Genomic DNA, 24,073 nt, shown 5'->3' with positions numbered 1-24,073 from the left:
TTTAAGGTCATGTTGCTCAAACAGGACGTTCGAGATTAGAGCATCGCCAAGGATGGCTAGATGCCGTATAGCAAGGCGCTGTGATGGTGAAAAAAAGCGACCGTCTGATAGAAAGATAGGAGGAATTCTAATGGCTGCTGTTGTATTAATTGGTTCTCAATGGGGAGACGAAGGAAAAGGTAAGATTACGGATTTCCTAGCTGAAAAGGCGAATGTCGTTGTTCGTTACCAAGGTGGAAACAATGCGGGTCATACAGTTGTTGCAAATGGAGAAGAATTTAAACTCCACCTTATTCCTTCGGGAATCCTATATGAAGACAAGACCTGTGTCATTGGTAATGGTGTTGTGATCGATCCCAAGGTTCTGTTGGATGAACTTGAGTACTTAGCCAAGCGGGGTATTAAGACGGGTAAACTGCTGATTAGCAGTAATGCTCAGGTGATTATGCCCTACCATAAGTTACTCGACGGTTTAGAAGAAGAAGCACGCGGTGATCATAAGATTGGGACAACGAAGCGGGGAATTGGTCCTGCTTACATGGACAAAGCATCGCGGATTGGGATTCGCATCATTGATCTCTTGGATAAAGAAGAGTTTGCGGATAAACTGCGCCGTAATTTGATAGAAAAAAATAACTTATTCGTGAAAGTCTATGGGAAGGAAGCCCTTGAATTTGATGAAATTTATGAAGCTTATTTGGGCTATGCCGAGCGAATTCGTTCATTGGTCGCAGACAGTTCACTGGCCATCGATGTAAGCATTCGAGCAGGAGAAAAAGTGCTTTTTGAAGGCGCGCAAGGCACCTTACTTGATATTGATCATGGGACTTACCCTTATGTGACCTCTTCTCATCCGATTGCAGGAGGAGCGTGTGTAGGCGCTGGCGTTGGCCCAACCCGTATCAATCGCGTGATTGGGGTAATAAAGGCTTATACCACGCGTGTTGGAGAAGGACCCTTCCCTACAGAGCTTCTAGATGAGACCGGGGAACAAATGCGGGCAAATGGACATGAGTTTGGAACCACAACCGGAAGACCACGTCGCTGCGGTTGGTTCGACGCAGTAATTGCTCGCTATGCTGTTCGGGTGAGTGGAATTTCTGATTTTGCTGTTACGAAACTTGATGTCCTGACGGGATTTGATAAACTTAAAATTTGCGTCGGATATCGTGTCAATGAAGAAACCATTCATGAATTCCCGCAAAGTCAAAAGATCTTTAAGCAATGTCAACCAGTTTATGAGGAAATGCCTGGTTGGCATGAAGACTTGACCCTCGTCCGACGCTTTGAGGATTTACCGGAGGCAGCACAAAATTATATCCTGCGGATTGAAGAGCTAACTGGCGTACCTGCTACGTTGGTCGCAATAGGACCGGGACGCGAACAAACCATAGTACGCGGCGAAATGTTTTAGGACTGCGAAAGATAGGGAATCAATAATTTTAATTTAATTAAAAGTAATACTACAAAAAGTCTTGACAGATACTATACTTTCGTGTAATATTTAAATTCGTTGGTGTACTTATTTGAGCCATTAGCTCAGTCGGTAGAGCACCTGACTTTTAATCAGGGTGTCCCGCGTTCGAGTCGCGGATGGCTCACCATGACATCTTAATCGGCCCGTTGGTCAAGCGGTCTAAGACACCGCCCTTTCACGGCGGTTACACGGGTTCGAATCCCGTACGGGTCACCATTTGCCTCGGTAGCTCAGTCGGTAGAGCAGAGGACTGAAAATCCTCGTGTCGGCGGTTCGATTCCGTCCTGAGGCACCACACAGATATAAGGGGCTCTGATCTTATCCTTGATGGAATAGATCAGAGTCTGTTTTATTGTCAGGAGTGCATTGCTTTTAAAAGCTGTTAGGATAAATTTTTTTTAAAGTGAAAACAACCTCATTTCGTGTTTGAGGAAGTTTACCTATAAATATAAATCACGAAATTTGATACTTTATAGCAGGGATCAACTTTATGATCAAAGAACTATAGCGCAATTAGATCACTTATTTTGCACGTATTTTTTAGTTCATTTACTGAATTTGAAGATGAAGTGATTAAGTTGTCACCATGTCTGGAAGATTTTAATTTTGGATTTGCATACATGGATTGATATATGTAATAGCCACTAATCACTAAAAAAATAAGTGAGAAGAAATTTGCCATAAAATTAACCCTCTGTCTTTCATTTATATAATATTCATACCGCATACCTAATAGTATGATTTGTACAGTTTAAGAGTGCTTGTCAGGCTAAAAGCTTACAAGCTTACAAGTACCAATATGATACATAACCATTTGACCAGAATGAGTTGACATAATTGATTTTTACGCTTATAATCTTCTTTGTTGGGAAAAGGGATTTCTGGCGGTCTTAAACAGGCTAAAAAGGAATAAACCCTTGATATACTAAGCGGACGTGGCTCAGCGGTAGAGCATTGGCTTCCCAAGCCGAGGATCGCGAGTTCGAATCTCGTCGTCCGCTCCATAAGAAATGTAGGCACTGCACGGGATTGCAGTGCTTTTTTATGTTGTATGGGAAGTGTAGATAATAGCTTTGACGACAACTTGACGACAACTAGCTTTTAAAAAAATAAACCGGATTTTTCCGGTTTATTTTATCGCCTTTATTAAATTGCTAAATCGAGAGACAGCCCGGATTTTGCCTTCTGGAGTACTATGACCGTAAATATCTAATGTGGTACTGGTTTTGGCATGTCCAAGGAGGTCGCTCACATTAACTGGGTTTTCACCATCATCTAAAAGCAAGGTTGCCACCGTATGCCGCAAATCATGAACCCTTAGGAGTTTGATTCCGGCTGTTTTGGTAATTGCAGCATGTTTTCTATTTAGATTCCGCGGCTCAATGGGTGTACCATAAGCAGTTGTAAATAATAGACCGCTGTCTATATAGTCAGGACCCAAAAGGATTTTTTCTTGACGTTTTAAAGATTGGAAGCGCTTAATTTCTTTAATGACTTTGGGCAATAGAGGAATAACTCGTTTGCTCTTTTTTGACTTCGGTTGAGAGAAAATAATTTTTGATTTTTCCTCCCCTTCTAACTTTTTGCGCTTAATAGTTTGGATGATATAAACTTCCCCTTTATTGGGGTCAAAACAATGATCAGGAATCCCTAAGAGTTCTCCTTTCCTTAACCCAGTCGTTAATTCTAGAAGAAAAACAGCATAGAGCCGGTCTTCTTTTAGAGCTGCTAAATAACAATCCACTTCTTCGGGGGAGTAGGTATCAAACTCTTTGTATACGATGCTGGGCAACTCGACATCTTCTGCAGGGTTCGACGGGATTTTTCTGAGTTTTTTGGCCTTAATTAGTGCGCCGTTAATCAACTGATACATCATATGCAAGCGCCGAGTTGATAGTCCTCCCTCTTTTCCGTCCAGGCGCCCAGATTCGGCCTTGTAATTAAAGAACTCCTGCAAGGTAATAGATTGTACTTTAGTTAAGAGATGATGCCCTAGTAAAGGGATTATATGCTTCTTAGCTAAATCTACATAGTCTGAATATGTTTCAATACGAATTTTATTGGGCATTGGTTTCTTATAGACATACAGCCATTGTAGAAGCCAGTCGCCAAAGGTTTCTTTTTCCGGTTCTATATATTGACCGGTTCTTAGTTTATATTTTAACTCTACAAGTTTTTCTTCTACTTCCGATTGTGACTTGCCATATAAGGATTTTCGCTTAGGTTTACCGGTCAAAGGATGATATCCGGTAGTAACCTTTGTTTCCCAACGCCCATCGGCACGCTCACTAATTCTTGTTCCTTCATTATTGGCCCGCTTCCCTACTTTCTTTTTCGGTTTTTTCTTTTTAGCAGTCTCTTCTGTCATATGAACATCTCCACTTTGGGGCTCTATATAGAAAAACTCCGCACTTTTTCCTTAGGAAAAGGTGCGGAGCGCTAGGCCCTCTGAAAATTTTTGATGCTCTGGGTCTCAGGCCGGTTTCGGCAACAGGTCCGCTGGCATATTTTAATTATTTTGCAAAATTATATTGTAAAGCAGAGCGGGGGTATTCATCCCATAGCCGTCCTTCTAAAAGACGGCCTGTTTTATATTTTTGGACTCCACCCCATTGTTTAAAGAAAAAGGCTGTATTAGAAGTTTGACACTGGTCACGAATACTTTTAATCCATTCCTCTTTGACAGGACGTGCTTTAGGACCCGATTCTCCACCTACGATAACCCAATCAATATTCGTTAAGTCGATATTATCTAATGGTCCGATTAAAGGTTCACATGATAAAAATTTTATTTTAGCACCAGTCTCTCTAAGAAAGTCAATTCTATTGGTTACATCATCGTTTTCTACGGTAACACCTTGCCACACATTACTTGGCCACTTTAGAGAGGGGGAAAGCTCAGCTAAGCGTTCGGCTCGTTTGGTTAAGATTTGAAACGTATGCCATGAAGCCTGCTGCATTGTAAAAAATACTTTTTCAATAAACTCAGTCGGAATGCTCTCATGAAAAAGGTCTGACATTGAATTCACAAAAATTTTTCTCGGTTTTTTCCACTTGAGCGGAAGATCAAGTAAATCACTATGCAGAGTGACATTAAAGCCATTTGCATATCGAGGATTCTGCATTGCCAATAGCCTTTTTGCCATCGTGCAAGCGTAACAATTTTTGCATCCAGCGGAAACCTTAGTGCATCCTGTAGCTGGATTCCATGATGCTTCTGTCCATTCAATGGATGTAATTGCAGCCATACAAATTCCTCCCTTCGGTTAGATTATAATACAATTAGCAGACTAGAACAAGTGTTCTAATGCTATTCCTGTTATATTTATAAGAGCTCCACTTGTTACCGTATTTTTTCGTTGCTTAGGTAATCGCTCGATATTAATTACGTTTTCCTTTTCAAGAACTAATAATGCCTCTTTTATTGTTCGAGATACCCCATTAGTATTTACATAGGCCCATTCTTCAATCTTATCATATTCAAAAGGTCTTTGACTTCTTTTTTCACAAAATTCAAGAATACGCTTAATTAACTCCAATTTCTGGGGGTCTTCAAAGAGGCTCATTTGCCCAGATGCAATTCCGATGGCCTCGAATCCATAAGGGCTCTCACTAACTTTAGACATATTGTCTTTCATGAGTGTTAGAGCTTTATAATTGTTCGATGCATGTACTAAATAAAATCGTGGGCGGGTTCCCATGTTGGGAGTATTTACTCGAAATGGCATAACGTATTTGGCTCCCCCAATAGACCTCAGATTTTCACAATATAAGTTTATTAGATAAGCTTGCTTTTGTTCGGGAGATCCATAGTTAAATTCTTTAAATTTTGTATTTCCAAATAACTGTTCCATGTTTTTGTAGAATTGTGCATTCTCACAGTGTCTTACAATATCGTAAACCATAAAATTGATAAATAATTCGACTAATGGTTGCTGTAGGATTCGTTTTATCGTATTCATTGAAAAATCCGAATATCCAAATGGATCAATAAAAAAGAAGATGGGTAACTTTGTGCGGCTAGATTCAATATTATTTAATAGGCTATTAATTTCGCTTTCAAATTGAGCTTGGACAACTTTCCAGTCTTGTTTATAAATGTTTTGTTCCGCTAATTTTGCAGCCAATAGATTAACGCATTGAGCTTCTTTATCAATACATAATATATCGAATTTACGGTTGGGATTCTGTCCAATATAAAAATTCGCTTTAGAAGCTACCATTAAAGGAGAACCTATGCAAGTAGTGTTTCTTTGTTCATTACTCCAGTAATATCCTGGACCGGAAAAACCATCTACATACATAAGATGCTGCTTAATTTTCATTCTTGCCTGCTGTTGATATAAGATGTTCATCCAAGGACCAATATATTTTTCTAGCAATTGATGTTTTATTATTGTTTGATCTTGAATCACCCAGGGGATATCAATCTTTTTGGCCATAATTAGCACCTCCTAATGTTCTGCTCTCAATGCTTATGATTAAGGAAACACATTTTTAGTAGTCCTAATTTGCGATACATAAACCATTCGGTAACGTTAAAGTATTCGGCCAATTCAAAGCAACTTCGACAGCCTGATTCCAGGGCATTTACAAGTTCACTGTCAGGTATTAAGAAGTCTGTGGCCCATTGAGCGGCTTTCCGCTCATCTTGGGCCTCCATGGTCTGGAGATTGGCAGATGTGTGGACTGTTAATAAATTAGTGCGTGCTGCAGTGTAAAAATGTCCTATCTCTTCAGCTAATACACACTTGTGCAACCTATACGAGTGATGGAGATCTTTATCAAGGATAATCAACGGTCCTAGCCTTTGGTCGTAAATATAAAGTCCTTTGATATTCTCTGGTAACGAGGAAAAGTCTTTATAACGTATCTCTATTCTTTCTTTAATTACAATATCCCAAAGCTTCTTCATGATGTCACCTTCTGTCGCAGTATATCTATATATGTCGAATGTGAAAAAATGAAACTACCTTCCCGTATGGGTGGTAGTTTCATTTTTTTCTAACTTTATATAATTCTTCTTTAATGATTTCCTGAACGAATCGTTTAAGTTCAGGCGATGGCTCTTGACCATATCCATCTTCATTATTGGCAGCAATTCTAAAATTCAATTCGATTTCTTCATCTTTTTCATTGTTTTTCGGGGGAGATGGCCTATGTTGATCGGATAGCCCAAGGAGATAATCAGTTGTGCAGTTAAAATACTTGGACAAGGCTCGTAAAGCATTGTGATCTGGTTCTCCGCGGCCGATTTCCCAGTTAGCGTACGTAGCTCTTGAATAGCCTGTAGCTACAGCAACGTCTTCCTGTCGTGGTTTATCCGTTCTTTCTTGTCTTAGCTTTTTTAAACGGTCTCCTAATGTGCCCATGCTTCACACTCCTTAGAGCTAAGAATAGCTTTATTTGTGCTGAATATCAACAAATTCGCAAAAATAGCGAATACCAGCAGATAAATATATTGACCTGTGCACCATATACACATATAATATGTGTATATGGTGCACAGCAAGAAGGAAGTGAGGTAAAAGATTTGAGAACAGCACTTTACAGTGCGAGAAAAAAGGCCCATTTAACACAGGAACAGGTTGCTGAAAGAGTTGGTGTTGATCGTACTGTTTATAACAAAATTGAACGTGGAAAAATCAAGAATGTTCCTGTTGAGTTAGCGCTCAAAATAGCCAAAGTGGTAGACGGTTCAATAAATACAATTTTTTTAATTAGTGATTCTCATGAAATGCACATTATTTAAACTGAAACTGCTTAAGAAAGGAGTTGCTATGTCAAATACTCGGATAAAGATCCAATCTGCGGAATTGGTTGAAATTCTGGAGAAGAATGTAAATAATTTTTTGTCTCGAGCAGATATCGAAATAAAACAATTGGATTACGAGACTGATGGGTACGAAAAGCCATACAGTGCAGCGATTTTATGAAAAAAGAAAAAAAGAGTCGGAGATCAAACGTAAACCTTGGTGCGACAAGATATTAAGCGTGAGTAAATAAATGCAATTTCTAAATTATATGGGGATGTTTTTTTCCATATTGAAGAATGGTTTTCTTAGAAAGGAGGATTTCCATGGATAACATTCCAATCAAACCACAATCTACAATTGAAATAAGATGGGAAGGCTTGCCTTTAGTTCTTTCAGTAGAGCAAGTAGCTGAATTAGTTGATGTAGGAACTCAACAGATTTATGATCTGTCTCGAACTAAGGATTTTCCTGCTAGGCGATTTGGAAGGATCATCAAAATATCTCGTGATGCTCTACGGCAATGGATGGGTGAAGATATACACAAGCCGATGGATGGAGGATGGCAGGATGAATCAAATACGATGTCCCTCGTGCGGCAAACTCCTGGGAGAATATGAACTTAAAGGTTCAATAATCTTAAGCATTATCTGTAAGCGGTGTAAAAAGCTTGTTGAGTTAAAAATCTTTGTTAGTCCTAAAGAAATTCAGAAGTAGATAATGTTGAATACTTAGCCCTTAACTACATTTAACTTTGAGATTAATCATATTCAGTAATATTTTACCATCAAACAGGTATACTTCCTATCTTTTTATGAGGCAGAAAAGAGAATGGAATATCAATACCCATATCACTTTCAAAGGGCTATATTTCGCTTGAAGCGGTATTGAAACCAGATAACCTTATAAAAGAGTTAAAGGCTGCTTCCTGATCAGACAGGAACGTACTAAAGAGATCCTCGGCTGGCTCTGCTGGGAATAAGTTCGGAAGGAGAAAAAAGCATGAACGAATACTATTTACTTAGAGCAAAGGAGCAGAATGAGGACTTGCAGACAGACAGGATAAGAAAAGGTTTAAAGGTCAGTCTTACTGATAAAGAGCATAGCAGTTTAAAGCTACTGGCTTATAAAGCAGGATTCAAGAGTGCCGGAGAGCTTTTATCATCTTTTGTTGGCGACTTAACTGATTGGCATACTAATGGATCTGATGAGAGTGACCTTGCCAGTGAGTGGTATGAGAGGGCTTTTGGCATGAGTGAGCACTATACCAACTTTATTCACTACCTTTATAACCATGACTATACCCTGGAAGACATTGCGGACATGCTCGAAGATGAGGATTATTTTGAGGATGTATATGAAAGATACATAGATGAAAATGAGGGAAAGACAAACCAGACCAGAGAAGAATGCATAAACGTTATTAAAGAACTGATAGAGAAAGGAGAGGAGCTATAAGTAACAAGGGTTCCAGTTGAGGCTGCTGAAACTGGTTTGAAAGGAATGGTTTAATTGGATATTAGTTCGTTTGAAAAGGTATTGAAACTGAATACCTCTGTGATCGGGTGAAGCGGATCACAGAAGATGTTAAAAAAGGCAATCATGAATGTGCTCTAGATTACCTTAGAATGATACGCCAGAAAGCTACAGATGCTGAATATTTCATCAAACATAACTCGCCCGCCTGATGAGCGTCAATACGCCTTGGGTCCGCTGGGTACGGATCGAAACCTCCATCCGGGAGGTCGCGGGAACCCAATTAGCCGCAATTTAATATGTTCAGTAGAGGTTCGGTAAAGTCGGACGGAAGGGTGTGGGCGAAGCTATGTCCAAGGCAAATACAAAAAATCAGGCTGCACAGAAAAACATCGGGCGTCCGATGGGCAGAAAAAACAGTTCCATCAGAGCTGATCGAATGGGAATCATCCAGACGGTCGCGGAAAAACTTATCACTGGCATGGCTACGGCCTCATCCTCAGAGCTGGCCCAGGCCATCTGGCCGGAATTATCTCAGGATAAAGTGGGTCTTAATGCCAAATCTAAAACCGTTCGCCTGGCCCTCCAAAATATCACCGAAAATCCAGAACTTGCAGTTGTCCCCAAAGAAGCTCTCATAGCAGCTCTAGCCGAAAGAGCAGGGCAAAAAAAAGCCCCGAAAGATACAGAAAAAGAAAAGAAGGCAAAAGAGGCTACCCGCCGATCACGGTTGGAGTTGCAAAAAAAAGACTGGCTGAGTCAGCCCATTCGGCTTATGGAGAGTCGGATTAAAGCAACGATCAAAGAGTCTTTAGGAATTTTTGTAGGGGAAGGAGTGGCACAACCAAGCCCTATGCCATGCTTTGATGTTAAGGTGGCTGGCAATATCTTTACCAGAGAATCTGTCCTGCGTGTGCTGGAACTCGAACTTAAGATTCAGCTACATACAGCACTTCGGTACACCTGGAATGGGGAAGAGGCCTGGGAGTTTCTGATGAAAGCTAAGGAACTGATCAGGATCAAAAAGAAACTCTATAAATCTATAGGGCTCAGCTGGGAAGAAACAAATAACCTGGCCCACCAGGCCAAGCAGCTGCGGGATGACGTTGAACAAGCTTACGAGAAAATGAACGATAGAAAGGGTTGGGCCGATCCCGATCTCAATGCAAGTCAGCAGCTTTCAAGCTATGACCAAAAAAACAAAGTCATGCAACATCACACCGAACAAGTTGAATCCTGGGCTGCCGAAAAGTTACCGGTAGAAGTAGAGATAGCTTCAGACACAAGATATCCCGACGCGGACAAACCGTGGAAGGGGAGGCCGCTAATTAAACCAGATGTACAAACTGATTCTCATATTTATGGATTAGGTACAAAATTAAAAGAATTTGATGATGATATCGTAGATTTTGAAATAGCCAGCATTATGAGCAAACGACTTCTACGAATAGCTGGTCTACAAAAAGAAAAGGCCTCGGACAAAGCCGAGGGTCAAAGAAAAATATTAAGCACATTATAAGTCATATCGGAACGTGTAAAGGCATTGTAACCGGTTCATAAGTAAGCCTCTCAGAAATACAGATCTGTGGGGCTTTTTGAGCGCAGAGTGACCGCCCAAGAGGGCGGGTAATGCGGCAAGTCGGTCACAAGCCCGGCGAAAACGCTAACTTTTTACGAAAGGAAAGATGTAAATGAATCAATGCGAAATTATTGCTATAGCCAACCAAAAAGGAGGCGTAGGCAAAACTACCACAACCATCAATCTTGGTTATTCCCTAGCCGAGAGGGGGAAAAGAGTTCTACTGGTTGACTGCGATCCCCAGTCCAATCTCACCATGAGCTTTGGCATCGACCGACCAGACGAGCTTCCCATAACGCTCTATCACCTTATGACAGATATCATCGAAGAGAAAGAACTGCCTCAGAGAAGTGATTACATTCTTTCCTTCAATAACCTCGATATCCTGCCTTGTAGCATCGAATTAGCAGCTGTCGAGGTCAATCTAGTGACTGCCATGAGCCGAGAGATTACCTTAAAGGCCATCCTTGATCAACTTAGACCCTACTATGATCATATCATCATCGACTGCATGCCCTCATTAGGCATGCTAACGATTAACGCCCTGGCTGCCTGTGACCGGGTCCTGATTCCCGCAGCTCCCCAATATCTATCAGCGAAGGGACTGGAACTACTCCTGAAAAATATTATCCGAGTTAAACGTCGCATCAACCCTAGTATCGAGATTGATGGTATTCTCATAACAATGTTTACTGAACGGACAAAACTCAGCAAAGAAATCGTCAACCTCATCAATGAGTCCTACGGAAACCATATCAAAATCTACGAAAACAAAATTCCCGTGTCAGTCAAAGTGGGCGAAGCCGTTCTTAAGTACAAGAGCATTGTGGAATTTGATCCTAACGGCAAAGTTGCTGTAGCCTACAAGAACTTTGTAAAGGAGTACGCGGATGAGTGAAAGAAAACTCTTATCGCTTGAAGATATGTTTGGTGGTCCGATTGAAGAAACACCTATAGAAAGGAATAAGGAAGCGATCACCGAATTAGAGATTTGCAACCTTGTCCCTTTTGAAAATCATCCATTTAAACTTTATGCTGGCGAACGATTAGACAATATGGTAGAGAGTATCAAAGAAAACGGTGTTATTCAACCTATTGTAGTTAGGCTAATTGCTGACAATAAATTTGAGATTTTAGCAGGGCACAACCGTGTTAATGCCTCTCGATTAGCCGGGCTTACCAAAATCAGGGCAGACATACGGGAAAATGTCAGTGATGATGAAGCCGCCTTAATCGTTACTATTTCCAATTTTGAACAGCGATCACCCTCGGATATGTTGCCGTCAGAGTTGGCGAAATCCTTAAAAATGCAGCTTGAAGCAGCCAAGGTAACTGGAAAAAAACAAGAACTTTTAAACACATTAAAAACAGTCCCAAATCCGCATGAATACAGGGATTATGGTCAAGTGGCCCCATTGGGGCCGCGAGGGATAAGTGCGGAAAAAGTAGCGGATAACAACAGGATGAGCCGAACCAATATCCAGCGGTATATTCGATTAAACTTTCTTATTGAGGGGTTACTGGATAGGGTGGATGAAGAAAAAATAGCGTTGCGTCCTGCGGTTTACCTATCTTATCTATCTAAAAACGAGCAGCAAATAACTGTAGATATTATTTCAATTAACGATTTCAAACTAGACATAGTTAAAGCGGAAAGGATGAAAGACCTATCGGAGCGAGGCAAATTAACAGGAGATAAGATCTATTCAATTCTTTCCGGTGAAGATGACAAAAAAACGAAAAAGCCAGCCGGAATTAAACTTAGACCCAAATTGGTAACGACATTTTTTAATGCTGGTCAGAAACCAGCAGAGATTGAGCGAATCATAGAGAGGGCACTAATTTTATATTTCGAACAAGAAAGGGGAATAAATCATGCCGACTGAAAATCAAGAACTCAAGCAATTTAAGGAACTACTCATCAAGCTTACCGAACCAAACGAATCTGAAAAAGAAATTCTAAACCTTTATCTTGAGCAATATGGGCTAAACCTTTTCGATTATCTTGACCTAGTGGATCTCTCTTTACCCATACTGGAAAAACTTGATGCTATTCGCATTCTTACAACGGCAAGTAAGGAGGAACTTCAGTGAATTCTTTTAGTGATCAGTATTTGACTGACCGTTTTCTGAATGGCTTTGCCGGACTTACCGGCCTATCTTACGCTCAGCTTAAAGAGTATGCTGAATCCAATTCTATTTTTAATATTGTTGATTATCCGGATCTAGTCCATCCGTCTCCTGAGCAGTTAGCGAAAATTGAACTGCTAAAAGAATTGATCAAAAGTTACAATGTGCTGAGGACTATAGAAGATTCAAGGTTGGAATTGAGTAACTCTTCTGTCGTAGGTAAATATTTTGTATCTTTTTTGGAAGGTAAGAGAGATAAGGAAGTGTTTATGGTTACCTTCCTAGATACAAAGCTTAAGGTAATTGAAACGAGGGTAGTGAGTGAAGGGGATATCGATTCGGCTGCTGTTTATCCGAAAGATATTTTAAAGAGAGCGTTGGATTGCAGGTGTTCTTCGATTTTCTTAGCACATAATCATCCCAGCGGAGATCCAACACCAAGCATAGAGGATATAGCTATAACGCAAAGACTGGTTAACATTTTTGAACCGTTGGGCATTGGGGTTAAGGATCATTTCATTGTAGGAGGGATGAGTTATTATTCCCTAAGAGAACATGGAGCGTCTTGCTTCAATAGCAAGGATATCGCAAATTATGAACCGATTTATTATAACGATTCTTTGGCTGACGAACTTGAATTGGAGCTTTAAAGGCCGGTAGAAGCTTAAATGAACAATTGGTAACAATTGAAATCAATAATTTTAAGGCGCAAAATACTGCGTCTTTTTTTAATACCGCAAATTCGTTGAAAGGAGGTAAATCTGCATGGGAAAGCTTTTCACCGATGAGCAGATTGCTCAGGCTAACCAGATCAATATTCTCGAATACGCGCGTCAGGCTGGTTATCCCGTTGAGAAAATCACACCCAAAGAATACAAAGTTCCTGGCTTTGGCGGTTTACGTATTGACGGTGCTGGTCGCAAATGGAACTGTTTTTCGGCTAATGCAGGTGGCGGGCCAATCCAATTTGTCATGTTCACAGAGAAAAAAAGCTGGGTAGAGGCAGTAAAACAGCTACTTGGTCTAAGTCTAAATCAAAATAATTTTCTGTATCGAACTTCAAGGGATATTGAAAAAGAAACTGAGGAAAAAGGCGAGTTTGTTCTCCCCGAAAAGAATAGCACCTACAAGCACGTCTTTGCCTATCTGATTAATACACGAAAGATAGACAAGGATCTTGTTATTTCTATGGTCAAACAGAAAAAGATTTATGAAAACACTCATCGATCCTGTGTCTTCGTTGGCTATGATCAGGAAGGTATCTCCAGATATGCGTCAGTTCGCAGCACGAATACTACCGGCAGCAGCTATCGCGGAGACGTCGCAAATTCCGATAAAGCCTTTGCTTTTAGTATCAAAGGATTGAGCAACACCATCCGAGTTTTTGAATCCCCTATTGATGCGTTGAGCTATACTACATTCCTTAAGCAGTTTGGGTCAGAGAATAAGGACCACATGTTGGCACTTGGCTGCCTTGGTGATGTATCGCTTGAACATTACTTAAAAGGCCATCCGGAAATCAATCGAATTATTTTTTGCCTGGACAATGATCAATGGGGGCACCAAGCTCTCGATCGGTGGGTAGAAAAGTACAAACCGAATTACGCAGTAGCTCATCATTTCCCCAAGGGAAAAGATTGGAACGAGGATTTAGTTTCTTTTTTCAAAGAGATGGAGCAAAGGAGGGAGGCAGACGTGACAGTAGACCAGGAAAGTGAAGAAGAGGCTATAATTTAGCCGAATAAAGGAGGCTGACCATGAAGACTGATATGGAATCAGATGGTTTACCGTTAAGGTATGCAATATCCAATGATAAGGTTGTTCTTGTTTCAGCAAGTGTAAGGAATATAGCCTATTTAGCAGAAAGTTTTAATCAATATCCTCCATTAAATAACGCAGCTACTATTCAGGAAAAGGAAGCTATTGCAAAAGAAGCATTTGCAGCAGAAGGTTACAAAGAAAATGTAGATTTTGTATTTGTTCCGGTAGAAGAGTTGAAAGAGGAAGTCGATAGATACAACCAGGAGAATTGTGAAAAAGAGGAGTTTGAAGAAGCTGAAGGCTCTGCAATGGAGCGAGAAGAAGACTGCGAAGAAGGTATGGAACTCTGAAACCCAATTCTTGGGCAACGTTAATTAATAAGACCGTAAACAATGGTGCTACCTTGGTCAATTCAGAGTACGTAATCAGGGTTTTGAGGGGAGACTATTATGAAGATGAGCCAAATAATGCAAATATGCCTTCAATTGTTGACAGCAATGGGGGCATTTCTTTTTCAGTATCACCGCCCCAGATTGCGTCTTATGTCCTGGCAAGCTTCCTACTTGGGTGCTCACGCACCCAAGTAGCTTGTTGGGAGTGCCTCCCAAACCCTCTTATGGGGACTGCGTCCCCAAACCCCTCTTAGATACTGAAAAGAAGATCGAAAGTACCGAATATAGGAGACGTCCCAAATCTGCGAAACTTAGAACAGAGGATTGAAAGGAGGGTAGTATATGTCAAACAGAGAAGATTGGTTCGCAGTTTCTTCATTTTTGTACTCAGGGATCTCAAGCAAAATTAGTTTATGCAAGGACTTTCCGAGGCTTGCCACTCCTCAAAATTTGAAGGAGTTGGAAGATGCCATAAAGATTTATTCGAAGAATTGCATCACAAGTGGCAAATATTTACAAGAGGAGTATCAAAGCCTTTCTGAGAGCTTAGTTAAACAGTCCATGGAGGATAAATATAAAAGAGAACCCCCTCAAGAAAACATCCTTGCAAGAACTATTGAGAATTATAGAAAACAGGAAAGATTTGATCCGCAGCAACTTAAGCAAATTGAGATCGGGTTGCAAAAGGAAATTGATGTTTCAAAGTACGCTGATCCTTCCTATGACGTAGATCAAATGCTGGAGATCCGTTGGGGTTTGGAGGATGGCGCGGATGTGAATTCCTATACTGATCCTGAGCTTAACCCAAGAGAAATGGAAAGAAAACGGCTAAATATGAATTGGGGTAGCAAAGTCAGTGAGGAAGTAGAAGTCGAAGTGAAAGATGAATATGACATGGAAATCTAACCTATTAAGAGGTGAGGATGAGTGAGAGCTAAGCCAAAGCGAGTTGTGATTTGGGTTACAGAAGAAAAAAAGAAAGTACTTAAGGAAAAAGCGAAAGCCGCCGGTAATTGCCATCTTTCTGACTACATGCTCCAGATGGAGGAACGAGGAATCATCTGCGTGGTCGAAGACGTGCCCAAGCTTCTTCGGCAGCTCAGTGGAATGGCCAACAACCTGAACCAGCTTACTCATTTATGCCACATCGGGAAAATTAAAGATCCTGAAATTCTCGTGCACCTTAAATCGAATATGAATGGGGTGAAAGACATATTGCGGTCATTGAATTCATTAATCGCGCGAACAAAGAAATAAGAAGTCTTCAGAAGGCAATTGACTATATTACTAACCCTGAGAAGATCAAAGTTAATGATTTTGATACTGAAATGATGGCCATCGAAAGGGTTCTGAAAGATGAAGACAGTTCTAAAGTTGTCTTGGACTATATTATGAATCCGAATAAAACTGATCTCGTTACTGGTGTTAATTGCGTGCCCGAAACGGCATTTGAAGAGATGCTAATGGTTAAAGCTGGCTACAACAAGCAAGAGGGCAGACAGTTTATCCACATCGTTCAATCCTTTCATCCGGCCGAGCAGGTTACGCCGCAGCAGGTCCACGAAATCGGCGTTCGTTTGGCAAAAGAATTTGAGCGGTTCTCAGGTTTTCAGATAATCGTTTCAACTCATTTGGATCGGGAACATCTTCATAACCACTTTGTTTTTAACACTGTCAACATGGAGACCGGCCTTAAATGGCAGCAAAGTCCCTGGCAGCTGCAGCAGTTGAAAGACTTTTCAGATGAGCTATGTAAAAATTACGATCTCAGCATCATTGAACACAAAGGAACTCAGAGAGAGTCCACTGGGGAGCACCGGGCTAAGAAACGCGAACAAAGTTGGATGCATGAGCTTCGCTTGGCGGTTGACTCATGTAAACAAACATCTACTGGCCGAGCCGATTTTATTTCCAACATGCAAAAACTTGGCTATCAGGTAAATTGGACAGATACCCGGAAGGACATTACTTTTACAACGCCTGAGGGAAGGAAATGCAGAAACCTGAGACTGGATAAAACCCTTAGTAAAGAGTCTTTGCAGGAAGCCTTCCGCCTCAACAAAGAATTTGGTGATCCCAAGGTTATGGCTAGGCAGATCGGACAGTTGGAATTGGCAACTAAAGTTGCAAAAATGATGCCTGTTGAAGATGGCGTGATTGTCGAGCAGACCATCGAAAACGAACATAGAAATGGGCAAGTCGAGATTGAAATTAAAGATGCTTTGATCACCGCGGAAGGAAATGAATTCGAGAATCACATAGAGCAAGACCTTTTGGCTGGAGATGCGTTTGAAGAAGATGGGTCAAAAGAGAATGTAATTGTTGACCTTCAAGAAATCGCCTACATCATGGAATGGAGTGATCGTTACAAAGAAGCTCGTACATTTCTCTATGGCAGCAAAGAGGTGGAACAAAATGTTGCCGAAGCTTACCGATTGTTTTTAGAGGAGGCTCAAATCGGCAATGCTCTAGCCTTGCATGATCTGGGCCGGATGCACATGGACGGACTTGGCGTGGAGATGAATCCCGAGACTGCTCAAGAATGGTACACTAAGGCACTTATCGCATTTCAGGCAGTAGAAAGAGATAAGTCGGGATCTTATCCTCAATACCGTATCGGCAAAATGTATGCTGCTGGATTGGGAACACCTCAGAATTACGAAGAAGCAGCAGATTGGTATGAGATGGCCGTCGCTAGAAACCACAAATACGCTCAGTACTCTTTAGCCGGTCTTTACTACCGTGGTCAAGGTGTGGAGCAGAGTCATACGACTGCTTTTTTACTTTATGGCAAATCAGCGGCCCAAGGAAATCCTTATGCTTCTTACGAACTGGCCAAAATGTACCGGGATGGATTAGGCTGCAATAAAGATACGGAGAAGGCCGATCAATATTTCAAAAGTGCTTTTATCGGCTTTTCTGCATTAGAGGCCGACAGCCATGATGACAAGCTCCAGTATCGCCTTGGTCAAATGCTCTATATGGGCACTGGCACAGAAAAAAATTCAGTAAAGGCTGTCGATTACCTGGAGCAATCTGCCAAGCTGGGCAATGTGAATGCCCAATATTTACTTGCCAAGATTTATCTTGAGGCAGATAGCGGGCCTGAAAACGTAGAGAAAGCGTTGGAATGGCTGGGGAAGGCGGCCAAAAATGGCAATGCTCTAGCTCAATATGCCTTGGGTAAGCTCTACCGCGACGGCAACCATGTAGAAAAGGATATCGTCAAAGCTATAGAGTTGTTCAAGTTGTCTGCAGAACAGGAAAACCAATTTGCCCAATATGCTCTCGGAAAGCTGTATCTGTTTGGAGAAGAGATCCCGAAGGATGTGGAAGCAGCCGTTAAATGGCTGAGGGCATCTGCCGAGCAGGAAAACAATTTTGCCCAGTATACCCTGGGTAAGTTGTACGTAGAAGGCAAAGACGTTCCGAAAGATGTGGAAGCAGGGTTGAAACTATTCACGGCTTCAGCAGAACAGGGTAACCAATTCGCCCAGTTTCAACTTGGCAAGATTTATCTGGCCGGAAAAGAAGTGGAACAAGATAAAGCCTTGGCTACTCATTGGCTATCATTGTCTGCAGCTCAAGGAAATGAATATGCTCAACTCCTTCTGGAAAATATGGATTCTTATAATGCAATCGAAATCGATTTTCTTTTGGTATTAATGCAGTTTTTCTCAACTCAAAACCATAGGCAAAACCAGTCTCGTAACTATCCCTTGTCACATCTCGAAGGCCACGCCCTGCGAGAAAAGATTCTAGACCTTCAATTTGGAAGCATTATGAATTGGAATAAAGGTCAAGGTTACGAACGATAAACTTTACAAGGGAGGTATAACAAATGTCAAAAAGCATACCGGAAATTCAGATCCCGGAGAGCAAAGAGAAAATTATGGGACAGATCAATGCCTTGGAAATGATGGTCAAAGAGGACACTAATGATCATGACCGGCACATTCATGAAACAGCATTAAACGATTTACAGAAAGCGTTAAAACAAAGTCAGATCAGTGAGTCATTAGAAAACTATAAACAACTTGGGTTTGACGGTGAAAAATTAAATGAGATTAAAGTCGGGCTTGAAAATGGTATCGATTTGTTACCCTATGCAATAAAAGGATTTGATGCTAGCCAATTACATGAAATTCATCTGGGACAAAAACAAGGCGTGAACACCGAAGCCTATGCGAAAAAGGAATTTAATTCGTTGCAAATGGGAATTATTCGGATAGGTTTAGAACATCGGGTTGATGTCTCTGTTTATGCGAAGCCAGAATACGATGGACACCAGATGGACGAAATAAGGATAGGGTTAATAAAAGGACTTGATGTTAATTGCTATGCTAATCCGAATTTCTCTTGGCAACAGATGTTTATCATTCAAAATGGGTTAGAAAAAGGTATAGATGTAAGCATTTTTGCAAAAGAGGAGTTTGATCAATCTCAAATGGAATTGTTGAATCTCATGCTTTCAAGGAATATGGACGTTTCGAAATATGCTATGCCTGAAGTTCCTGCTGAAGAAATGGCACGGGAATACTTCAAGGACATTGGGATAAGCATTTCGGATAATGAAAATCCACTAGAGTCCTTCGATTTTTATGATCACTATAACAAAACTAAGGGAGAAAAAATTGATATAGAAAATGATCATCAGACGGATGCCTGTGACTGGGAACATGAATCTTAGGAGAGGGGAAGCCATATGGCAGAGAAGCAACGTCTATTAGTGGATATGGACGGCACACTTGCCGTCTTCACTCCTGTTGACGAACTGGAAACATTATATGAACAAGGATACTTTCTTAATCTTAAGCCAATTAACAATGTCGTTCAGTCCGTTAAAGAAATCATTAAGCATAACCCAGACATTGAAGTCAGTATACTATCCGCCTATTTGTCAGATAGTCCCTATGCTTTGGACGAGAAAAACGCATGGCTTGATCAATATCTTCCAGAAGTGGACCTAGAGCACCGTATCTTTTCACCTTGTGGATCAGACAAGAAAGACTATCTTCCGGGCGGCATAAGGGAAACGGATTTTCTGTTAGATGATTACACCCACAATTTAAAGCTATGGCAGCCGCCCGCGCGAGGTATTAAGTTACTTAATGGTATTAACGATACACGGGGAACATGGGAGCATGACCGTATACGGTATGACAAATCTCCGGAAGAATTAGCGGGGAATATTGTCAACATAATGCGAGGTGAGGAGCAAATACATGAAGATAAACTAAATGCTTTAGCGCCGAATAACTATTGTGATCCTTATTGGAATAAGCATTCGTTAGTTAACGATGACGAGATTGAAGATGAATGGGAAAATGTTCCCTAACCAAATCCAGATAAATATCACTTCTCAATTAAGCCCAATTCAAGGAATCTATATAAAAACGAAAGGAGGATTTCAATGGATGGACTATGATGAATTAAAAGACGATTTTACCCAAGCTTGGTATCACGAATTGTTTCGGCGGCTCAGGGAAGACGGGTATGAGATAGATTTGATAAATAACCACCGAATCTATGCCAATATTTACTCGGGAGATGCTTTGGTCTGCCAAATTGATAAGGATAATGAGCTCAGCGGTGATTGGAGAGGTAAAGTCGTTAAGAGAATTGCTGAAGAAACGGCGGAATATGTATTTGCCCATAAAACGGCACCGACAATAAATTGTATTATTTCGGGCATGCAGCAAATGGGCTATAGAAAACTTTTGGCTTTTAATGACCAGATTCTGGCTGTAAAAAAGATTAGAGAGAAAGGTTATCAATTTGCCACAGGCTATCGGACAGTATTAAGTCTTAACCACTACATCTTGAATAAAAGATACTGCGACTATTCGAAGGCTTGTGAAGACTTTGCCATGAGAGCGGGCTTGGTAGATCAGGATAAGCTTTTAAATGAAGCTGAATTGAAAGTGATTTATTCTGGTTTAACGCAACTCATTAGAATCGATCCCCCACAAGTAACCTTTGAGGAGTTAACCGCTATCGGCCAAGTTTTAAACAAAATTAATTTCTCCATTTTACCCGAATTAAACCTAAGACTAAGCTTAACTGAGGCAAATAATCATGAGCTTGAAGAATTGGAAGTGTGAAAAGAGGGTGATCAGGGGTTGAATAAAATACGCCAGTTAATTATGGCAGGAATGGCCGCTGCCATAGGTACAGTGGCCAATGTGTATTTTTCTACGTTGTTACATTTACTGCTGAAAACAAAATCCCTGGAGTTTGGTTTTCCGACCCTTAGCAGCTGCATCCAGAGCTTAGTATCAGTGAAATCTCACCTGATGCTTTTTTTATGCTTTGAAGGGTTTATCTTACTCTTTGCGGCTTTTCTGTTTTTCAGTAACAACAAACCCTACCAAAGCCGCATGATGCAAATTACGACTGAGATCTCCACCCCCGTGGCTGTAGGGCAGAAGCAGCACGGCTCTGCACGGTGGATGACGGAGAAAGAAAAGAACACCACCTTTCAGAGCTATAGTTTAAATCCTAAAGATAGTACCATTCAGGAATTGATCAAGAGAGGATTAGACGACATTGAGAGTAGTAATGAAGACAATAGAGTGTCTATCAAAACAACGTTAGATCATGGTGGTATCCTATTGGGAATGGAAAAAGACCAAAATACTAAACGACAAAAATTCTATTATAACGCAAAGGATAGGCATAGCTTATGTATTGGTGCCACCGGGAGTGGTAAAACCAGAACAGTACTGCTACAGACCATCGGAACCATAGGGCTATCGGGAGAGAGCATGATTCTTTCTGATCCTAAAGGAGAGTTATTCCAATATACCTTTCCTTATCTTAAGCGGTTAGGTTATGAAGTCGTTGCCTTGGATTTTAGAAATCCTCTCAAAAGTCATTGCTACAATTACCTTCAATCGGTCATTGATGCCATCGATCAAGAGGATATAGCTAAAGCTATTAGTGCAACATGGGATATCACGGCAACTTTAGTTGGGGAAGCAAAAGGGGAGCGAATTTGGAACGATGGAGAAGCCTCCGTGATTGCCAGCTCTATTATGAGTGTCGTATACGATAATAGGGAAGGAGATAAGCGTAAATACCAGAACATGACCAATGTCTACTACTTTATCGCATTTATGTGCAAAACCATTAATAACAAGATGCCCATCCTTGAGTATGTCAAGCGACTTCCCGATTCACATCCAGCGAAAGCCTTGCTCGCTATTTCAGAGGTGGCACCAGCGAGGACAAGAGGTAGTTTCTATACGGCGGCCTTATCGACACTGCGCTTGTTTACCGATCCTTCCATCTATTCCATGACTTGTCGGAGCGATTTTAACCCTGGTGATGTGGGATCTAAGAAACAGGCTATTTTCATCATATTGCCGGATGAAAAGACCACCTTTTATTCTCTGGCCAGTTTATTTGTTTCACAACTGTACGGGCAATTAGTTCAGATCGCAGATCAGCGCGGAGGGCGATTAGAAAACAGAGTTCACTTTAACCTTGAAGAGTTTGGAAACTTTGTCAAGATTCCTGACTTTGCCAACAAACTGACGGTTGCCCGAAGCCGTGGTATTCTGTTTGATCTTTTTATTCAATCCTTTGCCCAACTTGAAGAGAAGTATGGAAGAGAGATTGCGCGAATTATTCGAGGCAACTGTGAAAACTGGATTTACCTTCAGGCAGATGATGAAGAGACACTCAAAGAGCTATCAGGAAAGCTAGGAACTTACACCGTTTCATCCTATTCCCTAAGTGCTAATAATGGAAGGTATTCCACACCATCTACGAGTCAGAGTACAAGCCTAATGAGCCGATCCCTACTTACACCTGATGAGGTTCGGCTAATATTGCGTCCCTACAGTTTGATAACTTCACGCGGTCATCCGGCCATTATGTACGCTCCTGATTTGTCAGAAACTCATTTTAACCTAATGTTCGGATTAGGTGACGAAAAACACAACATAAGTATCCGCGAACTACGTGAAAACCGGAGACCTAAGCGCAATGTCAATATCAATGACATGGAGCTATGGGGAGTGTGGAAATTCTATACCGCGGCTTGTCTGCAACCATCTTCGACAGTCCCCATCCGGTCTCCAGATGAAGAAGGATTGCGCTTTCACAAAAAATATCAAGAGGGATTTACTAGTCGTCAAGATGACGAATAAAAGGAGGTGAATAATAACGTATGCTCAAAAACTACAGAAAAACCATCTTGGCAGTCATCTTTATGACTGTCTTTTTGTTAAGCTTCCCGCATGCTGCTTTTGCTGAGGATATAGCTAGTAGCAAGATTTTTACCGGTTCCATGAAGCTCTTTGAGGATTTGGGGAAGGCCTTAATGATTGCTGCTCCAGTAGCTGGAGTGCCTATTTTGGCCTACTTTTGGCTTAGGCGTGGAGCTGCAGATGAGATGGATCAAAAGTCCTGGAATAAAAGGATTGTTGTCGCATTAATATCTGTTCTTGGTGTAGAACTGACAGGGGTCATAATCAGTGTTGCTATGTACTATTACGCGTAAGGAAAGAGGAGGAAACGTGTTATGAAAAAAACCTTCGGTGTGATTAATCAAAAAACGACTACGGTTTACTTTAACGGGAAAGGAAAACTTATTAGAGTCTTATCCAACCGGCGTGGGGAGTCCGACACCACGGGGGCTGCTGTAAAGATTCTTATCTCCGTAGTATTAGGAGCATTAATACTTAGTGGACTCTATTACCTGATACATGATATCGTTCTGCCCAACCTAAATACCCGGGTAGAAGATATGTTTGACTATAATGGCTAAAGCTTGCCTCATGGCTTGCGGGGGTTATCCCAACAAGCCATCTTTAGAGAAAGGGAGGTCTAAGCTTGGAAGCTCTTTTAATGGTATTAATCGAAGCACTTTTATCCGGTGTATTAGAGTACATGGATAGCATGCTTCTCAATTTGGTGCCTATGGCATTTTATGCTGAGCGGTTTTTAGATCAGATGTTAGGGAGAGATGTCATATCTGAGCTTTTTAATATTCTGTTTTCTTTTGGAGTTTCCCTGATCATTCTAAAGTTTATTAAGAAAGGATTCGATACCTATATCCTTTGGATTGATGGAGATGCGGATACTGACCCAATTCTTTATCTAACCTATTTAGTAAAAGCGTTAGTGGTTGCCATCTCCTTTCCTACCCTCTATGGGTGGATGGCGACCATTGTTCAAAATTTAACCGACAAACTGTTAAACATTATTAGTCAGGGAGTCGTTGTAGATTTTACCAGCATTATTACGGGTATCGTTTCCAAGGGGCTTCTTACCGGCATTGTCGGCGTGATCTTCTTCGGATGTCTCCTTTATCTCTATGTCAAATTTCTACAAACGGGGCTTGAAATTTTGATTCTCCGCCTAGGTATTCCGGTAGCCTGCGTGGGTCTGGTGGACTCTGACCAAGGAGTTTTCAAAACGTACATGCAAAAATTCTTTCAAGCCATGATTACGGTGATGTTGCAAATCGCACTCCTTAAGTTGGGCTTGGCTCTTG

General features: G+C 41.1%; 27 protein-coding genes and 4 tRNA genes. 26 read left to right on the top strand and 5 right to left on the bottom strand.

Annotated elements, in window-relative coordinates; genetic code table 11:
* Positions 1-130 precede the first annotated feature (130 nt).
* From DSBG_RS14490 to DSBG_RS14470, 5 genes are all read left to right on the top strand, one after another.
* Positions 131-1,414 carry an adenylosuccinate synthase gene (locus tag DSBG_RS14490; RefSeq protein WP_068965016.1) on the top strand — a complete coding sequence of 428 codons (1,284 nt, stop codon included), beginning with the start codon at positions 131-133 and terminating at the stop codon, positions 1,412-1,414.
* 114 nt (positions 1,415-1,528) lie between these two features.
* Positions 1,529-1,604, top strand: a tRNA-Lys gene (locus tag DSBG_RS14485).
* A 13-nt stretch (positions 1,605-1,617) separates the two neighbouring features.
* Positions 1,618-1,693 (top strand) — tRNA-Glu (locus DSBG_RS14480).
* Between the two features lie 3 nt (positions 1,694-1,696).
* Positions 1,697-1,772 (top strand) — tRNA-Phe (locus DSBG_RS14475).
* A 634-nt stretch (positions 1,773-2,406) separates the two neighbouring features.
* Positions 2,407-2,481 (top strand) — tRNA-Gly (locus tag DSBG_RS14470).
* A 125-nt stretch (positions 2,482-2,606) separates the two neighbouring features.
* Here the strand turns inward: DSBG_RS14470 and DSBG_RS14465 are convergent.
* The 5 genes from DSBG_RS14465 to DSBG_RS14445 all read right to left on the bottom strand — a co-directional run bounded on the left by DSBG_RS14465 (position 2,607) and on the right by DSBG_RS14445 (position 6,849).
* Complete coding sequence (locus DSBG_RS14465; RefSeq protein ID WP_068965015.1) at positions 2,607-3,845, bottom strand: tyrosine-type recombinase/integrase; 1,239 nt, start codon at positions 3,843-3,845, stop codon at positions 2,607-2,609.
* 145 nt (positions 3,846-3,990) lie between these two features.
* Entirely contained in the window at positions 3,991-4,725 is a 735-nt protein-coding gene (locus DSBG_RS14460) for a DUF5131 family protein (protein ID WP_068965014.1), read from the bottom strand.
* Positions 4,726-4,767: 42 nt separating this feature from the next.
* The gene (tcmP, locus tag DSBG_RS14455; protein ID WP_207647235.1) at positions 4,768-5,919 is read right to left on the bottom strand and encodes a three-Cys-motif partner protein TcmP; all 1,152 of its coding nucleotides are present in this window, start codon (positions 5,917-5,919) and stop codon (positions 4,768-4,770) included.
* Positions 5,920-5,945: 26 nt separating this feature from the next.
* Positions 5,946-6,392 carry an ImmA/IrrE family metallo-endopeptidase gene (locus DSBG_RS14450; RefSeq protein ID WP_068965013.1) on the bottom strand — a complete coding sequence of 149 codons (447 nt, stop codon included), beginning with the start codon at positions 6,390-6,392 and terminating at the stop codon, positions 5,946-5,948.
* 79 nt (positions 6,393-6,471) lie between these two features.
* Complete coding sequence (locus DSBG_RS14445) at positions 6,472-6,849, bottom strand: helix-turn-helix domain-containing protein (RefSeq protein WP_052693145.1); 378 nt, start codon at positions 6,847-6,849, stop codon at positions 6,472-6,474.
* Between the two features lie 89 nt (positions 6,850-6,938).
* On the opposite strand from DSBG_RS14445, the gene DSBG_RS21915 reads away from it, so the two are divergent.
* From DSBG_RS21915 to DSBG_RS14345, 21 genes are all read left to right on the top strand, one after another.
* Positions 6,939-7,229: a helix-turn-helix transcriptional regulator gene (locus tag DSBG_RS21915; RefSeq protein ID WP_176716283.1), complete on the top strand. Its 291-nt coding sequence runs from the start codon at positions 6,939-6,941 to the stop codon at positions 7,227-7,229.
* Between the two features lie 28 nt (positions 7,230-7,257).
* Entirely contained in the window at positions 7,258-7,413 is a 156-nt protein-coding gene (locus DSBG_RS23165) for a hypothetical protein (RefSeq protein ID WP_176716282.1), read from the top strand.
* Between the two features lie 143 nt (positions 7,414-7,556).
* On the top strand, positions 7,557-7,850 hold the full coding sequence (locus tag DSBG_RS14435; RefSeq protein ID WP_052693143.1) for a helix-turn-helix domain-containing protein: 294 nt from the start codon (positions 7,557-7,559) through the stop codon (positions 7,848-7,850).
* A 382-nt stretch (positions 7,851-8,232) separates the two neighbouring features.
* On the top strand, positions 8,233-8,688 hold the full coding sequence (locus DSBG_RS14430; protein WP_068965012.1) for a hypothetical protein: 456 nt from the start codon (positions 8,233-8,235) through the stop codon (positions 8,686-8,688).
* 367 nt (positions 8,689-9,055) lie between these two features.
* Positions 9,056-10,225 carry a hypothetical protein gene (locus tag DSBG_RS14425; protein ID WP_068965011.1) on the top strand — a complete coding sequence of 390 codons (1,170 nt, stop codon included), beginning with the start codon at positions 9,056-9,058 and terminating at the stop codon, positions 10,223-10,225.
* A gap of 172 nt (positions 10,226-10,397) precedes the next feature.
* The gene (locus DSBG_RS14420) at positions 10,398-11,183 is read left to right on the top strand and encodes a ParA family protein (protein ID WP_068965010.1); all 786 of its coding nucleotides are present in this window, start codon (positions 10,398-10,400) and stop codon (positions 11,181-11,183) included.
* Entirely contained in the window at positions 11,176-12,171 is a 996-nt protein-coding gene (locus tag DSBG_RS14415; RefSeq protein ID WP_068965009.1) for a ParB N-terminal domain-containing protein, read from the top strand. The genes DSBG_RS14420 and DSBG_RS14415 overlap by 8 nt, the downstream gene beginning before the upstream one ends.
* Positions 12,161-12,379 carry a hypothetical protein gene (locus tag DSBG_RS14410; RefSeq protein WP_068965008.1) on the top strand — a complete coding sequence of 73 codons (219 nt, stop codon included), beginning with the start codon at positions 12,161-12,163 and terminating at the stop codon, positions 12,377-12,379. The genes DSBG_RS14415 and DSBG_RS14410 overlap by 11 nt, the downstream gene beginning before the upstream one ends.
* Positions 12,376-13,065, top strand: coding sequence for a JAB domain-containing protein (locus tag DSBG_RS14405; protein WP_068965007.1), 690 nt, complete (start codon positions 12,376-12,378; stop codon positions 13,063-13,065). The genes DSBG_RS14410 and DSBG_RS14405 overlap by 4 nt, the downstream gene beginning before the upstream one ends.
* A 115-nt stretch (positions 13,066-13,180) precedes the next feature.
* The gene (locus DSBG_RS14400; RefSeq protein ID WP_068965006.1) at positions 13,181-14,152 is read left to right on the top strand and encodes a DUF3991 and TOPRIM domain-containing protein; all 972 of its coding nucleotides are present in this window, start codon (positions 13,181-13,183) and stop codon (positions 14,150-14,152) included.
* 20 nt (positions 14,153-14,172) lie between these two features.
* Entirely contained in the window at positions 14,173-14,526 is a 354-nt protein-coding gene (locus DSBG_RS14395; protein ID WP_068965005.1) for a hypothetical protein, read from the top strand.
* Between the two features lie 384 nt (positions 14,527-14,910).
* Positions 14,911-15,474, top strand: coding sequence for a hypothetical protein (locus tag DSBG_RS14390; protein WP_068965004.1), 564 nt, complete (start codon positions 14,911-14,913; stop codon positions 15,472-15,474).
* A gap of 21 nt (positions 15,475-15,495) precedes the next feature.
* On the top strand, positions 15,496-15,825 hold the full coding sequence (locus DSBG_RS14385) for a MobC family plasmid mobilization relaxosome protein (RefSeq protein ID WP_068965003.1): 330 nt from the start codon (positions 15,496-15,498) through the stop codon (positions 15,823-15,825).
* Positions 15,826-15,899: 74 nt separating this feature from the next.
* Complete coding sequence (locus DSBG_RS14380; RefSeq protein ID WP_068965002.1) at positions 15,900-18,386, top strand: relaxase/mobilization nuclease domain-containing protein; 2,487 nt, start codon at positions 15,900-15,902, stop codon at positions 18,384-18,386.
* A 23-nt stretch (positions 18,387-18,409) separates the two neighbouring features.
* On the top strand, positions 18,410-19,258 hold the full coding sequence (locus tag DSBG_RS14375; protein ID WP_068965001.1) for a hypothetical protein: 849 nt from the start codon (positions 18,410-18,412) through the stop codon (positions 19,256-19,258).
* A 15-nt stretch (positions 19,259-19,273) separates the two neighbouring features.
* Positions 19,274-19,906 carry a 5' nucleotidase, NT5C type gene (locus DSBG_RS14370; protein ID WP_068965000.1) on the top strand — a complete coding sequence of 211 codons (633 nt, stop codon included), beginning with the start codon at positions 19,274-19,276 and terminating at the stop codon, positions 19,904-19,906.
* Between the two features lie 79 nt (positions 19,907-19,985).
* Positions 19,986-20,672: a hypothetical protein gene (locus DSBG_RS14365; protein WP_068964999.1), complete on the top strand. Its 687-nt coding sequence runs from the start codon at positions 19,986-19,988 to the stop codon at positions 20,670-20,672.
* 18 nt (positions 20,673-20,690) lie between these two features.
* The gene (locus DSBG_RS14360; RefSeq protein ID WP_068964998.1) at positions 20,691-22,724 is read left to right on the top strand and encodes a VirD4-like conjugal transfer protein, CD1115 family; all 2,034 of its coding nucleotides are present in this window, start codon (positions 20,691-20,693) and stop codon (positions 22,722-22,724) included.
* 20 nt (positions 22,725-22,744) lie between these two features.
* Positions 22,745-23,077, top strand: coding sequence for a hypothetical protein (locus DSBG_RS14355; protein ID WP_068964997.1), 333 nt, complete (start codon positions 22,745-22,747; stop codon positions 23,075-23,077).
* A gap of 21 nt (positions 23,078-23,098) precedes the next feature.
* The gene (locus DSBG_RS14350; protein WP_068964996.1) at positions 23,099-23,344 is read left to right on the top strand and encodes a DUF6133 family protein; all 246 of its coding nucleotides are present in this window, start codon (positions 23,099-23,101) and stop codon (positions 23,342-23,344) included.
* Between the two features lie 65 nt (positions 23,345-23,409).
* On the top strand, positions 23,410-24,073 hold a 664-nt coding region (locus DSBG_RS14345), incomplete at its 3' end, for a conjugal transfer protein TrbL family protein (RefSeq protein WP_141694331.1).

The organism is Desulfosporosinus cupriresistens (assembly GCF_001707885.1).
Lineage (GTDB): Bacteria > Bacillota > Desulfitobacteriia > Desulfitobacteriales > Desulfitobacteriaceae > Desulfosporosinus.
The sequence above is the reverse complement of the archived record's forward strand: the minus strand, read 5'-3'. Positions and strand labels throughout refer to the sequence as shown.